The sequence below is a fragment of the Nostoc sp. TCL26-01 genome (assembly GCF_013393945.1).
GTDB lineage: Bacteria > Cyanobacteriota > Cyanobacteriia > Cyanobacteriales > Nostocaceae > Trichormus.
This window is the reverse complement of sequence record NZ_CP040297.1, coordinates 6750191-6765102: the sequence shown is the minus strand read 5'-3', so window position 1 is coordinate 6765102 and position 14912 is coordinate 6750191. Positions and strand designations below refer to the sequence as shown.

Sequence of the window (14912 nt, the reverse complement as noted above, 5' to 3'; positions counted from 1 at the left end):
TTTTAATAATTCGTAATTAATTCTGGTGAAAAATTTCTCTGTGTCTTTGTGTCTTCGTAGTTAATAAAATTATTTTTCACTACAAAGACACAAAGAGAAAGACATCAATTAGTTTTATCTACCTGTTTCATCATGTCTTCTCCGATGTCTATCACAGTGTAATATTCCATTTACAGCCCAATTTTCTCGCTCAAATTCATCAATATGAATAGTAATCCATTCTGGTTTGGTATCTAAAGCTGTAACGAGGGCATTAGTAATGGCTTCTACTAATTGCCGTTTTTTCTCGATGGAGTGTCCTCTGGCAATTTTAACTGTGACAAATGGCATACAAATTTACCTCACAAATGTTTTGATGTGGAGTTTATCTCTGAGGCTATGAAGAGATAGTCACTTTAGATTGCTCGACTATTTTATTGGGTAAAGTCGTCGAGAATCTGCCATATTTATAATAAGCTGCACAAGCTCCTTCGGAAGACACCATGCAAGTACCAATTGGTGTTTCTGGTGTGCAAGCTGTACCAAAAACTTTACACTGCCAAGGTTTTAGGACTCCTTTGAGAATTTCACCGCACTGACAGGCTTTGTGGTCTGCTACTTTTAAGTTAGGGATGGTAAATTTGTTTTCAGCGTCAAATTGGGCGTATTCAGGACGAATTTTTAAGCCTGAGTTAGGGATTTCATTTAAGCCACGCCACTCAAAACTTTCCCTGACTGCAAAAACTTGATTGATGGCTGCTATTGCTACTTGATTACCAGTTTTTTCTACTAGTCTATTATATTGATTTTCTACTTCACAGCGATGTTCTACGAGTTGCTGTAATAGCATCCAAATTGATTGGAGAATATCTAAAGGCTCGAAGCCAGAAACTACAATTGGCTTATGATATTGTTGGGCAATAAATTCATAAGGATCAGTACCTATCACCATACTGACATGACCAGGCCCAACAAATCCATCTAGTTGTAAATCAGGGTTATCTAATAGTGCTTGGAGTGCGGGAATCACGAGAACGTGATTACAAAACATACTAAAGTTATTGATATTTTCTGCCGCAGCTTGGAGGATAGTCAAAGCAGTACTGGGGGCTGTAGTTTCAAAACCTAAAGCAAAGAAAACTATTTGTTTATCGGGATGATTTTTGGCAATTTGTAAGCTATCGAGGGGAGAATAAACCATGCGAATATCTGCACCTGTAGCTCTAGCTTGGAGTAGGCTAGTTTTAGAACCAGGAACGCGCATAGTGTCGCCAAAGGTTGCTAAAATAACATTGGGGTTTTGAGAGATAGCGATCGCATCGTCTAATCTCCCCCTGGGCATGATACACACTGGACAACCAGGGCCATGAATCAGTTCAATATTGGCTGGTAATATTTCTTCAATACCGTATTTAAAAATTGCGTGAGTATGTCCACCACATACTTCCATGATTTTGATAGGCTTCTCTAGTTGCTGGCTGAGGTTGGCTATTTCACCGCGTAAGGCTTCAGCTTTTTCTGGTTCTCGGAACTCATCGACGTATTTCATATGTTGAGAATTGCTGTAAGGAGTTTTTAAAAAATAATTTTTATGGGTGATGTGAATTTACGCATTACTAATTTCGGCTTGGATGGTTGCTAGTTCTTGTAGTAGTTTTAAGGTTTCTTTTGCTTGTTGTTCGTTGATTCTATTCATGGCGAAACCGACATGAACTAATACCCAATCTCCAATACAAGCTTCTGGTGGATGTTGTTCGTTGACAATGCAGGCAATATTCACTTGACGTTTCACACCACCCACATCAACAATGGCTAATTTGTGGTTAATGTCTGTGATTTCAGTAATTTTTCCGGGGATGCCTAAACACATTTTTATTTACCTAGTGTAGAGATGTGAACCACAGAGGCACAGAGACACGAAGGGGATGAAGATTTAACTATTATTCATTAATTTTGCGGCAGTAATTACTGCTTGTCCCAAGGATAAACCACCATCATTTGTGGGGACTAAGCTGTGAGTTAAGACATTTATTTTTAAGTCTTGCAAGCCTTGATTAACTAACTGCGATAAAATGCGATTTTGAAACACGCCTCCTGTCAGCACAACTTGATTAATTAAGTTATTTTGACAAAGATGTTTGACCATTTCGACAATAGCACTTGCTAAACTCTTGTGAAACTTGGCAGCAATAACTGATTGAGGAGTTTGCTGCTGTAAGTCATCTAGCAATAATTGCCACATTGGTTTTGACTCTATATAGTAAATATTATCGGAAAAGACAAAATTAAAGGGATATATTCCCATTTCTTCATGATTATTTAATGTGTGAAGATCAACGATCGCTTCTAAGGCGATCGCTGCTTGTCCTTCATAGCTACATTCTTCCCGACAAATCCCCATAGCTGCTGCTACAGCGTCAAAGAGTCGTCCAACTGAAGATGCAAGAGGAGTATTAATACCTTTTTCTACAAGCTGATTGAGTAAATTTATTGGCTTTTTATTCAAAAATCTGAAAATTTCTAAGTTACTGTATTGCTGTTGACAATCATCCCAAATATTCGCATTCAATAAGTGAGCATAGGTATTGCGCCAAGGTTGATAAATTGCTTGTGTCCCACCAATCATCGGGACTGGCTTAAATGTAGCAAGACGCTGAAACTTGCGGTAATCAGCTAACAGAAACTCTCCCCCCCAGAGTGTACCATCTGTACCATAACCCAAACCATCAAAAGCTATACCTAAAACTGGTGATGAGTCTAAAGGTATGCCATTTTCTGCCATACAAGCAGCAATATGGGCGTGATGATGTTGAGTAGAAATAAGCGGGATTTGATTAGCTATGGCGAGTTCTTGACCAAGTTTACTAGATAGATATTCAGGGTGGAAATCGATAGCGATCGCTTCTGGTTGATGGTTAAATAGATTTAAGTATAAATTCAGTGTCTCTTGATAAGCATTAAATGCTTCAGCATTTGCTAAATCACCCAAATGTTGAGACAGAATTGCTTCACCATCACGTAATAAGCAAAAGGTATTTTTTAACTCACCACCCATTGCTAAAATCTGCGGAACATGATCAAATCCTGGTGGTAAATTAATCGGTGTTGGTGCATAACCTCTAGCACGACGAATGACTTGTAATTTATTATCGACAACCCGTACAACTGAATCATCTATTCGGTTCACAATCTCCCGATTATGCAAAAGCAAATAATCAGCTATTTTACCTAACTTTGCTCTAGCATCATCATTATCAATACATTGGGGTTCATCAGCCAGATTACCACTAGTTAAAACAATCGGACGATTCATCCGTCGCAAAATTAAATGATGCAAAGGCGTATAAGGTAGCATAAAGCCAAGAGTATTTTGCCCTGGTGCGACGGATGAGGAAATGGGGAGAGGAGGAAATGGGGAGAAAAAATTATCTCTTTGTCCCATTCTTTCATTCTTCCATTTTGAATTTTGCGGAAAGTAGGCGGTGTCGGTTTCCGTCCCGCCTAACTTTCCAAGACGAATTTTGAATTTTGAATTGATTTGTCCCCTTTTCTCCAACAACACAATAGGCGCTGCGGAACTGGCTAATAACTCTTTTTCTTTATTAGTAACTATGCAATATTCTTCAATAACTTTTATGTCCCTTGCCATTAAAGCGAAGGGTTTATGATATCTTTGCTTACGCTGGCGTAATTTTTGCACAGCCGTCTCTTGTGTGGCATCACAAGCAAGATGAATACCACCTATGCCCTTAATGGCGACTATCTCGCCTTTCTGCAACAAGGTACAAACAGCATCCACATCATCCATCATAGAAAACATGGAAGCATCAACAGGCTTACCATCAGCACGTTCTAACCAAGCCTGGGGGCCGCAAATGTGACAAGCTGTAGGTTGGGCATGAAAGCGGCGATTTTCGATATCGTGGTATTCTCTCTCGCATTGAGGACACATGACAAACGCAGACATACTGGTATTGCATCTGTCGTAAGGAATAGCGCGAATAATACTTAAACGGGGGCCACAGTGAGTACAGTTGGTGAAAGGATAACGATAAAATCGACTAAAAGGGTCAAATATCTCTTGCTGACATTGAGGACAAGTAGCAGCATCAGGGGCAATTTCTGTCTGGACTTTACTACTCACACTAGGAGAAATCACAAAACTATCACAGTTTAATTCACCTTCATAGCGTGTTCTTATAAGTTGATTAATTCTGGCTAGTGGTGGACATTCTTGCTGTAACTTAAGGACAAATTCTGTTAAAGCCGCTTCACTACCAGATACGCGAATTAACACTCCTTGTCCATCATTACAAACATCACCCCGCAAGCCGCAAGCTTTAGCCAGACGATATACAGTAGGGCGAAATCCTACCCCTTGCACAGTACCACAAACTCTGATTTCTTCAGTTACCATAATTGAATTTCCACAACAAAATTCTGTTATTACCAGAATCAGAAATTACTACCGTCTGTCCACAAATTTTTACCCCGTAACACCAATTCAAACTATCTCTTGTTGGTAAGCCAAAATTACGATTTTCACTCTTAGATTGGCAACTACTTTGTCCTATCAATATATCTGCCGCTACACCTTGTAATGATAATATTGATGTCAGCTTTCTCCATCCTAGCAACCGTGAATTAGCAGTATCTGCCACCACCAACCAATCATCAGTAACTCCTACCCCATAAGGCATACTCAAGCTACTAGCACTAGGAATATAAACACCCTGATTCATTTCCACCGCATCAAAGCTGTTTTGCCCCAAGACAACTTCACAAGGAGTATTATTTGCTGTTGGTATACCCTGCCAAATCATAACTCGATGATTACCCGCATCGGTGACAACTAAATTACCATTCCAAACAGCAATATCGTGACACCATCGCATACTCGCCGCCGTAGGAGAATTGCCACCATTCTCATTACGAGATATCATATCTGGCTGTCCTAAAACTAAATCAGCAGGTTGCCCATTTTCTATAGGTAATTGCTGCCAAATTAGTAAGCGTCGATTACCTGTGTCAGCCACAAATAGCTGTCCTTGATGATAGAAAACTCCATAAGGCCAGTGCATTGTATTTGCATCAGGTAATTGCTTACCCCGGTTGTGTTCATTATCAGTGAAATTAGCTTGTCCTAAGACTAAATCTGCGGGAACATGACTATCTTCTGGTAACTTGTGCCAAATTAAAACTCGATGATTCCAAGCATCAGCAATTGCCAAACCTTCTCCACAAACACAAATCCCTGTGGGTACACTTACAGTATTACTTTTTGGTGTACCTTTTGCATTTTGCCCCTCATGATAAAAGTCTGGTTGTCCAATTACCCAATCAGCCGGTTGATGATCTTGTGTAGGTAAATTGCGCCATCCTAATAATCGATGATGCCCTGTATCTGATACCCATAAGGAACCTGTTTCGGATACCAAGCAAGCAGCACGAGGGCCAAACATTGTTATCGGACTTGGCGCTACGGGAATAACTAATTCTTGGGAAGTGATTTTATTACCTAAAACCACTTCTGCTTCTGGAGTTAATAGAGATAAGTTTTGAGAATTTACCGCTTTTATGTCTGACACAAATTTAATTACAATAAAAATATTTATTCACTAAAATTATGTATTTTGTTAATAAGGGTATTGTGAACACTACCCACTCTACGATAAGAATTCGGGTTAGCGCAGCGCAACCCAACATGGATCTCATAAACTCAATATGGATATTAATGTTGAGTTAAAGAACGAAACCTTAATCCGGATTTCTCACGAAATTTATCAAACCGAAGTCCAGAGGCTGTAGGGGCGGGTTAACGAGATATTCGTGAATGATTGAAGCATATTTGTGAACCCGCCCCTACTGTTTTGTGAGAAATGCAGGATAATACTTGTAAGTTACGCTAGACATGGCAGAAAGACATAAATGCACGCTGACATCATTTAAAAGCATCAACGTGCATCATCGTGTATCGACAGTTGCAATTTTGAATTAATTTTTCATCAGTTTTACAACTGCACAAACACTTGGTTGTCTCTAACTTTGACTGGATAGGACTGAAGAGACATACCTGGTACAGTCAAACATTCCCCAGTTGCTAAACTATACTGAAATTCGTGTGCAGGACAAGTAATTATCCCATTTTTTACTTGACCAATATCTAAAGGTGTTGCTAGGTGTGAACAAGTATTTTTGTAACAGGTAATATTTCCCCCATCACGTGACAAAATTAGTGAGTGTCTAGCAATATTGACTGTCAAAATATCAGAATTGGGTATTTGTTCAACAGTTGCTACTTTTACCCAAACAGTAGCTTTTGGGCTAAAAAATGGACTAGTAAAACTAGTGTTAACTGTTTCAGCACTAGAGTGATCATTAACTGCATTGACTGTAGTAATTTCTGGACAGTATTTTTTGATTGCTTGTTCTACCCCGTGAGATAAAGTCAAGGTAGAAGCTGGACAACTACTACAAGTGCCGATTAATCTCACTTCTACTATATCCGGTGGTTTGTAAGCAACGAATTCTACATCTCCATTGTGGCTTTTTAAACCTGGACGCACTTCATCAAGGGCAGTTTGAATCCGTTGTAAAATTGGTGGTTGTGGTGGTTTGACTAAATCGTGATATAGCAAAACTGCATACACAATTTCATCATCAACAGCTTGACGCAAAGCTGAGATTGACTCTTGTTTGACACTTTTAATTAAATTAGTCAACGCAGCTTTATGCAAAGCCTCAATTGCTGTTTTTAGTCCAACAACCACACACCTTTGGCTTTCGTCCCACTCAGATACAATAGCTTCAAATCTGTCTATTTCTCGAATGTATTCTTCAAGGTTTGTCATTAGTTGTTAGTCATTGGTCAATAGTCAATAGTCAATAGTCATTAGTCAATAGTCATTAGTCATTAGCATTTCTTCTTCTCCCTCACTCCCTTACTCAGCACGGGCTGAACGCCCCGCTTCCGCTAACAGCACTCAGCACTCACTACTCCCTCACTCAGCACTCACTACTCCCTCACTCAGCACTCCCTTCAATTACTTGGTTTTGAAATCTTTCAAGAGAAAAGGCATAATCATACCTGTGGTAAAGCTGGATAAAGTTATGGGTAAACAGAGGGGGATTTCGACTTGGGCAAGTAATACTAGTACTAACAAACCGACACTGATACCAATGGTAGTTTGTCGAATAAAATATCCAGGATTACGTATTAGCTTACCTTGAAAAAATAACTTAGCAGAAAACCAACCTAATTCCAACATCTTCAATCCTAATAATTATTCAAGAAAGTTAAGGTGAAAAATCCTAAAACTATGGCGATAATTGCCGCAGTAGGGGCAAATAATGCTCCTAGTGTTGCTGATAAAGAATAACCAATATCTTTTCCTGCTAATATCATGCCGCCAATAGCACCACCAAGCATGGAGATAATTGTGGCTATCACTAACCACAATATTTCTGTAACTAAAGTTAAGTCACCATTGACCATGTTGTTGAGAAAATCATTCAGATGAGAATTATTGAAAATCTCACTCATTTTTTGTTCTCCTTTTTAGTAATTGGAAATTAAGTGGTGGTGAGTGTTGAGTAGAGAGGAAAAAGCTATTATCGATTTTTATTGATATAGTTTTATCCCCAATTTTCAGCATTGTAATTAGATGTGTTTTTTAGCAATTATTTGGGTGAATTTCTATCTCTTTTTCTACATCTTTCAAGGCTTGAGAGACTACATTTGCTTGGTCAAATTGTTGATGTTGTGTGAAAATTTCCCAAGCTTCTTGATAGTAAGCCTGTGCTTGTAAGAGATGATTATAGTTTCCCGATTCTGGTTTTTCTGGGTCGTCTGGTAGATTGAATAAGGCGTTGGCTTTATTAGAAATTGTGTTGGCGTACTCTAAGGGTGTATCTTGGGAATTACGCACTTTCAAGGATTCGTTATAAGCAGCGATCGCTTGTAAATTATTCTCCACAGGATGAGAACTGACTAAATACTGCAAAGCGTTACCCAAGTTGTTTTGCAACATAGCATATTCTCTGGGATGATCAATCAAATTAATATGCTTAAGCGCAGTGGCAAATGATTGTACTGCTAACCCCTGACGTAAATATTCCTGTTCTGAAGTCATGGGTAGAGATAGGTAAGCGATCGCAATATTGTTATATAAAATCGCGTACTCTTGTGGGTAATCTTCCCAAGTAAACCCTTGCAAAGCTTCGTGATAAGCTTGGATACTATCGTTGACCCGTGCCAGATGCAACGGTACTAATGATTGCAACACTAGTCCAAAATTCATCTGTGCTTCTGCCACTTCTAGGGGTGAGGCGAGTTTTTGCAAAATCGGCAACGCCTCCTCATAACCTGCCTTGGCTTGCAAAAGTAAGTCAGTCCCCCCATCGGGAATCATCTGTAATGCCCCAGCCATACCAATTTGGGCGCGGGCTTTGAACAACAGATACTCATCCCCAGACAATTCATATGCCCGGTAGTATAAAGAAACTGCATTCCTTAAGTCCTGGGAGGTTTTCGGCTTCTTTTGAAAACCTTGTGCCATCTCAATCAGCATCTGGATTTTTTCTGCTGTCGTGGCTGACTCCGATGCAATGGCGGCGATCGCTGCCTTAACTGCCGAATCTGTCATGCTGGGTGTCATAATTACCATACCCTAACTGTTAGGGAAATTAAGTTTTTCAACGCCCATCAGAGATTGAAGAGATTCTCGCCTCTAATTTCCGGGCTATACCAATTTACGCAGGCTTTAAGATATTGAAGCGGAATTCCCCTATGTACTCGAAGATCGGGACTGGAAAATTAGCCAGTAATTGATCATTATCCAGCTGCTCGAATCAATCAACTTTTTAATATAAAACACCCTGATTCTAAAATCTATGGGGTAATTGCCAATATGAGTATCTGCTTTCAATACTCACAGGACTTACGCAGTGTCACTGATTTTCCGCACTTTTTGTCAATGGTCAATAGTCAATAGTCCAAAAAACTTAATTTTGACCATTGACCCTTCGGGTGACGCTCCTTCTCCCAAGGAGAGACGCTACGCGAACGTCGCTAACGATAGTTGCTTTCCGACGCAAGGCGATACGCCACTCCCTCAAGTCAAGCCAGTGCGTTGCGTATTTTTCCCCCGTTGTAGCAAGTGGCGCGGGAAACCCGCCCACGGGGGTGGCTCAGGAACGCACGATCTCACCATGGACTATTGACCACCCTCATTTATGGTTTATTGGTTGAGTGCGTAAGTTCTAACTCATTAGATTTATCAGTGGGGAATGGACAGAATTATTAATTACCACTGATTGATAACTAACTTTTAGGAATACTCATGATTGTTCTCATAAATTCATAAAAAATTTGTATAATATGAGAGAAAATTAGCAGCATAATTCCCCTGGTGGTTTGTCTTTATTTATGCTTAGTTATCCAAAGATATTGACATTTACCCAAAATATATGAGTATAGATTAAATGCCATGTAGATTTCCTAATTTACGGAATTAAGTTACTGGCAGTTGAATGTAATTAATACATTTTATCGATAGTAATTTTGTGTAAGTCATGAACAAAAAATGGGCTGTGAAGCGAATAACGTTAAATCTGGCATCTAACGAGTTAGAAAAACTTGAACAGTACTGTCAAAAAACGGGAAGGCCGGCCACGGATGTCATTCGGGAATTAATTCGTTCTCTAGAGACAAATAATTTTCAACTAACGGTTCACGAAGATAATAGGGAGGAAAGCTGGACACCATAAAACTGGTCTACCCCTAAATCCCCTGAAGAGTAATTTGGATCATAAGGCAACTGGTGAATCAACTGTTTAATCACATCAATTTGTGTTAAACCCGTCTGATTACAATAATCTTCCAGGATTTTAGCTTCATTTGGTTCCAACTCAAGTTTGATTTGCCTGATCGGAAAATCTTGATTCATATCGCACCAACCTAGTTAAATATTTGCCATCAACTTAAAATTCTACAAACCCTCTATCGGGTATTGCCAAACACCAACAAAGTCTGAAATAGATTGTTTCTATCTCCGGCCTTGTTAACTTATCGCATATAAGATCAGAATTTATGCAGTTATCTCAATAGTTTAAGATAGGAGCAAGAGCTAGAAGCTAAGGGTTAGAGAATAAAATTAGTGCTTTTCGTCACTCAATACTAGTTCATGCTAGGCTACAGCTAAGACGAATTTAAATAAAGAATACGACAGATACACATCCCCAAAACCTTGTCCTGTCCGGATTCTTAATTTTGAATTTTGAATTGGTATAAGACTCCCATCTTTAAAGTCATCATGATTTAAATTTTATTTTGCTTAAAGATTAATTTTTATTTAATAAAATTTGATTGAGTAAAAAATACTCTATTATGAAAAGTAAACCTTGCAAAACTGACGTATTCCCAAGGGTTTTCCTGGTTTTTTGTCACCTATCAATAGTCTCAAATTCACACACCTTGATTTTGAATATTGACAATTGACTACCCTCGTCCGTGTTGGTCTGTTAGCTGCGTAAGTCATGATTTTTACAAAACAGGTGCAACCCTACAAGCGTCAACACCTGCATCGTCACTAAATCAAAAATACACACATAGCCAATGACTAACGTACTCTGGCTGCAAGGTGGTGCTTGTTCTGGCAACACCATGTCTTTTCTTAATGCCGAAGAACCGACAGTCTGCGATTTAATTGCTGATTTTGGCATTAAGGTGCTTTGGCATCCTTCTTTAGGATTAGAATTGGGCGATAATTTACAAAATCTATTGTGGGATTGTATTTTAGGCAAAATACCTCTGGATATTTTAGTCTTTGAAGGTAGCGTCGTTAATGCCCCCAATGGTACAGGCGAATGGAACCGTTTTGCCGATCGCCCAATGAAAGATTGGTTAACTGACTTGTCAAAAGCCGCTAGTTTTATCGTGGCTGTGGGAGATTGTGCCACCTGGGGGGGTATTCCGGCTATGTCCCCCAACCCCAGTGAATCGGAAGGCTTGCAATTTCTCAAACGCCAAGAAGGGGGATTTTTTGGTAAAGATTTCCGCACCAAGTCAGGATTACCAGTGATTAATATTCCCGGATGTCCGGCACATCCTGACTGGATTACGCAGATATTAGTGGCGATCGCTACTGGACGTATCGCGGACATTGCCCTCGACGAACTCCACCGTCCTCAAACCTTCTTCAACACCTACACCCAAACAGGTTGCACTCGTAACGTCCACTTCGCCTACAAAGCCTCAACCGCCGAATTTGGTCAACGCAAAGGCTGCCTATTTTATGACTTGGGTTGTCGCGGCCCCATGACACATTCATCCTGCAACCGCATCCTCTGGAACCGCGTTTCCTCCAAAACCCGCGCCGGGATGCCATGTTTAGGTTGTACAGAACCGGAATTTCCCTTCTTCGATCTCAAACCCGGAACTGTCTTCAAGACACAAACAGTCATGGGTGTTCCCAAAGAATTACCACCAGGAGTCAAAACCAAAAACTACGCCATATTGACAATGGTCGCCAAAGATGCAGCACCAGCTTGGGCGGAAGAAGACTTTTTTACTGTTTAGTCATTAATTACAGTGCTTTAGTTGATCAGTTGAGGCGGTGTTTTGAGACTGTTTATCTCAGTGCAAGATTAAGTCATGTATGTTATTTTGTGAGCAAACTACGCATTAGTTAAATGTACTATAGTGAAGCCACAAAGGAGATAATAGATGGATGTGACGGAGCTTGCCTGGATAACAATCAAAAGCTCAGATGTTAATGCGGTTGTCAATGCTTTAGAGTTAGAGAATATTCATCAAGGAAGGTTTGGTGATTTCGAGGATAAAACTAATACTTTCGTGTTTTCTGCTCAACATGATTGGATAATTATCATTCATCAGTGGAACCGAAGGGGAGGTTATAAAGAATATCTGAATACGATGCAGCAAGTAGTAACTGAATTAAGCCAAAAGTTTGGTGAAGCGCAGTCTTTTGCCGCTTACGAAGATATGACGTGCTACGGTATCCGTTGGGAAGAGTACTGCCACTATACTCATTGGATACTCGCACGAAATGGCGTTCTGCTCAGATCATTTGCAAAGTACGATGGAGACGATCTATTTCGTAGTTTTGGAGAAGTTACAGAAGCCGAAAGTTTCCTCAACTGGAAAGCTAGAGACGTATGGGTACGAATGCCAGAAGTTATTAGAGTATCACAACAATGGAGTACGGAACCAATCTTCTCGAACCATCCAGGCGATATAATGGGTGTACTTGGATACAAGCATTTGCAACAAAAGTAAACGACATCTGAAGTAATATTCACCGCAACTGCCTCAACTGTTAGCACTTCACCACTACTAAAAATCATGAAAACAGGAGAGGAGAATGACAATTAAAACATTAGATATTTCCCCCGTTGGTAGAGTCGAGGGGGATTTGGATGTGCGGGTAGATATTGAAGATGGGCAGGTAATTAACGCCTGGACACACGCCGAACTGTTTCGCGGATTTGAAATCATCTTACGCGGTAAAGATCCCCAAGCCGGCTTAATTGTCACACCGCGTATTTGTGGGATCTGCGGTGGTTCTCATCTGACTTGTGCATCCTGGGCGCTAGATACAGCCTGGGGTGCAGAAGTTCCCCGCAATGCCATTTTAGCGAGAAACCTGGGTCAACTCGTCGAAACAATCCAAAGTATTCCCCGTTACTTTTATGGATTGTTTGCTATTGACTTGACTAATAAAAAGTACCGTAGTAGCCGCTATTATGATGAAGCCGTCAGACGCTTTGCTGCGTTCACAGGGAAATCTTACGAACTGGGTATCACCATTTCTGCCAAACCCGTAGAAATTTATGCGCTGTTGGGTGGACAATGGCCGCACAGCAGTTATATGGAAATAAATTAGTAAAGTGCTTATATAGTAAGGATTTGCCAGGATAGGTGCAATAATTACCTCATTTTTCCTTAAATTAGGCAATAAACCCACTCCAGCAATATCATAAATCCATTTATTTTTATCTACTAAAAGTTATTTGCTTTTCTCAGGCGTTACCTAACTTTTCCCTACATTGCCTCGCTCCAACTCCAAAATCGTCTAAACTCAAAGTGTCCGCCAACGGCCAAAATCCCATGCCTCGCTGGTTCAATATTGCAGGTCCTTGTAAAGACGATATCCACTATATGCTATCTCCAACAACACGATTACCAGATTTGGAGGAGCTAATCCAACAGCGGAGTTATTTTGTCCTTCATGCACCACGACAAACAGGGAAAACAACAGCAATGTTAGCTCTAGCACAGCAACTTACTGATACAGGACTTTATGCAGCAGTAGTGGTATCGGTAGAGGTGGGAAGTGCTTTTAATCATGACCCAGGTGCAGCAGAATTAGCAATTTTAGGAACTTGGTATGACACAATTGAGGATAGATTACCCCCAGAACTACAACCACCTGTTAAACAATCGCAACAAGAAGAAGCAGGAAATAGAATTAAGGCTTTTTTAAGAGCTTGGTCAAGAGCTATAAATCATCCGATAGTATTGTTTATAGATGAAATTGATTCTTTACAAGACCAAACATTAATTTCAGTTTTACGACAGTTACGAGATGGTTTTCCTAATCGTCCAGAAAATTTTCCCTCGTCCGTAGGATTAATTGGTTTACGCGATGTGCGAGATTATAAGGTAGCATCCGGTGGTAGTGACAGATTAAACACATCTAGTCCTTTTAATATTAAAGTCACTTCCATTACCCTGAGAAATTTTCATGCCGAGGAAGTTGCAGAACTATATCAACAACATACACAACAGACAGGACAAATTTTCACACCAGAAGCTACAGCAACAGCGTTTGATTTAACTCAAGGACAACCTTGGTTAGTGAATGCTCTGGCTAAAGAAGTTGTGGAAAAAATGGTGAAAGATAGAAGTATTGCTATTACGAAAAAACATATTTTACAAGCAAAAGAAATATTAATTGCCCGTCAAGATACTCATCTTGATTCTTTAGCTGAACGCTTACGAGAACCAAGGATAAAAGCAATTATTGAACCGATGTTAGCGGGTTTGGAATTGGGGGATATACCCAATGATGATATTCAATTTGTGATTGATTTAGGTTTGTGTAAAATGCACCCCCAAGGTGGATTAACTATTGCTAATCCCATTTATCGGGAAGTTTTACCCAGGGTGTTAACGGTGACACCAATGGCTTCCCTACCAGTGATTGCACCAACTTGGTTAACCCCGGAAGGAGAATTAAATATAGATGCGTTACTGGCAGCATTTCTCAAGTTTTGGCGACAGCACGGGGAACCATTATTAGGTAGCACTGGGTATCATGAAATTGCTCCTCACATCGTATTAATGGCTTTCTTGCATCGTGTGATCAATGGTGGTGGTGTCTTGGAGAGGGAATATGCCATTGGTAGTGACAGAATGGATTTATGTCTGCGTTACAAAGATGTCATCTTAGGTATTGAGTTAAAGGTATGGCGGGAGAAAAAGCGTGACCCCCTCACTGAGGGGATTGAGCAGTTAGAATCCTATTTAGCTCGCTTGGGGTTAGATTTTGGTTGGTTATTTGTGTTTGACAGGCGGAAAAATGCTCTGCCAATGGAAGAACGTTTGTCAACTCAGGTTGTGCTGACACAAAATCAGCGTCGGATTACTGTGATTCGGGCTTGAGTGTTTTGTCTGATTGATTTGTTTGTTTGGAAATCGAGCGATCGCTTTTCTCAAAGATGTTTAACGGTGAAGTTAGACGGCTGATATTTATAACTGAGTTCGAGTGCATTACAAAAGCTATTGAGGAGATTTAGCAAAGCATTAGTACATCAGGGTTAAGAGAGGGGAATCGGATTAGTAATACTGGTTTTACGATCGCGATCGCACTAACCCCATATTAGCGATATGTATGACGGCGTAAAGCTTC

The 14912-nt window shown here is 40.1% G+C and carries 14 protein-coding genes and 1 pseudogene; 5 read left to right on the top strand and 10 right to left on the bottom strand.

All coding sequences use genetic code 11. The features are described 5' to 3' along the window. Window positions 1-114 precede the first annotated feature (114 nt). From FD725_RS29230 to FD725_RS29190, 9 genes are all read right to left on the bottom strand, one after another. Window positions 115-330: a 4-oxalocrotonate tautomerase family protein gene (locus tag FD725_RS29230; protein ID WP_179051361.1), complete on the bottom strand. Its 216-nt coding sequence runs from the start codon at window positions 328-330 to the stop codon at window positions 115-117. Between the two features lie 46 nt (window positions 331-376). Next, on the bottom strand, window positions 377-1528 hold the full coding sequence (gene hypD, locus FD725_RS29225) for a hydrogenase formation protein HypD (protein WP_179051360.1): 1152 nt from the start codon (window positions 1526-1528) through the stop codon (window positions 377-379). A 57-nt stretch (window positions 1529-1585) separates the two neighbouring features. Next, entirely contained in the window at window positions 1586-1849 is a 264-nt protein-coding gene (locus FD725_RS29220; RefSeq protein WP_179051359.1) for a HypC/HybG/HupF family hydrogenase formation chaperone, read from the bottom strand. Between the two features lie 63 nt (window positions 1850-1912). Next, the gene (gene hypF / locus FD725_RS29215; RefSeq protein ID WP_179051358.1) at window positions 1913-4396 is read right to left on the bottom strand and encodes a carbamoyltransferase HypF; all 2484 of its coding nucleotides are present in this window, start codon (window positions 4394-4396) and stop codon (window positions 1913-1915) included. Further along, on the bottom strand, window positions 4386-5507 hold the full coding sequence (locus FD725_RS29210) for a hypothetical protein (RefSeq protein WP_179051752.1): 1122 nt from the start codon (window positions 5505-5507) through the stop codon (window positions 4386-4388). Before FD725_RS29210 ends, hypF begins: the two co-directional genes overlap by 11 nt. A gap of 483 nt (window positions 5508-5990) precedes the next feature. Next, window positions 5991-6830: a NifU family protein gene (locus FD725_RS29205; RefSeq protein ID WP_179051357.1), complete on the bottom strand. Its 840-nt coding sequence runs from the start codon at window positions 6828-6830 to the stop codon at window positions 5991-5993. A 192-nt stretch (window positions 6831-7022) separates the two neighbouring features. Continuing rightward, window positions 7023-7247: a hypothetical protein gene (locus FD725_RS29200; RefSeq protein WP_179051356.1), complete on the bottom strand. Its 225-nt coding sequence runs from the start codon at window positions 7245-7247 to the stop codon at window positions 7023-7025. Between the two features lie 8 nt (window positions 7248-7255). After that, window positions 7256-7522 carry a hypothetical protein gene (locus tag FD725_RS29195; protein ID WP_179051355.1) on the bottom strand — a complete coding sequence of 89 codons (267 nt, stop codon included), beginning with the start codon at window positions 7520-7522 and terminating at the stop codon, window positions 7256-7258. 130 nt (window positions 7523-7652) lie between these two features. Beyond that, complete coding sequence (locus FD725_RS29190) at window positions 7653-8636, bottom strand: hypothetical protein (RefSeq protein WP_179051354.1); 984 nt, start codon at window positions 8634-8636, stop codon at window positions 7653-7655. A gap of 916 nt (window positions 8637-9552) precedes the next feature. Here FD725_RS29190 and FD725_RS32790 point away from each other — a divergent pair. Further along, on the top strand, window positions 9553-9747 hold the full coding sequence (locus FD725_RS32790; protein ID WP_256871813.1) for a ribbon-helix-helix protein, CopG family: 195 nt from the start codon (window positions 9553-9555) through the stop codon (window positions 9745-9747). Here the strand turns inward: FD725_RS32790 and FD725_RS29185 are convergent. Next, window positions 9711-9926 carry a CopG family transcriptional regulator gene (locus FD725_RS29185; RefSeq protein WP_179051353.1) on the bottom strand — a complete coding sequence of 72 codons (216 nt, stop codon included), beginning with the start codon at window positions 9924-9926 and terminating at the stop codon, window positions 9711-9713. The genes FD725_RS32790 and FD725_RS29185 overlap by 37 nt on opposite strands. Window positions 9927-10594: 668 nt before the next feature. On the opposite strand from FD725_RS29185, the gene FD725_RS29180 reads away from it, so the two are divergent. The 4 genes and pseudogenes from FD725_RS29180 (at window position 10595) to FD725_RS29165 (ending at window position 14665) form a co-directional block, all read left to right on the top strand. Continuing rightward, window positions 10595-11557, top strand: a complete 963-nt coding sequence (locus FD725_RS29180) for a hydrogenase small subunit (protein WP_179051352.1) — start codon at window positions 10595-10597, stop codon at window positions 11555-11557. Between the two features lie 147 nt (window positions 11558-11704). Then, complete coding sequence (locus FD725_RS29175; RefSeq protein ID WP_179051351.1) at window positions 11705-12277, top strand: hypothetical protein; 573 nt, start codon at window positions 11705-11707, stop codon at window positions 12275-12277. A gap of 85 nt (window positions 12278-12362) precedes the next feature. Further along, window positions 12363-12872, top strand: a pseudogene (locus tag FD725_RS29170) (nickel-dependent hydrogenase large subunit); the annotation flags it as partial. 236 nt (window positions 12873-13108) lie between these two features. Beyond that, the gene (locus FD725_RS29165) at window positions 13109-14665 is read left to right on the top strand and encodes an ATP-binding protein (RefSeq protein WP_179051350.1); all 1557 of its coding nucleotides are present in this window, start codon (window positions 13109-13111) and stop codon (window positions 14663-14665) included. Window positions 14666-14912 lie beyond the last annotated feature (247 nt).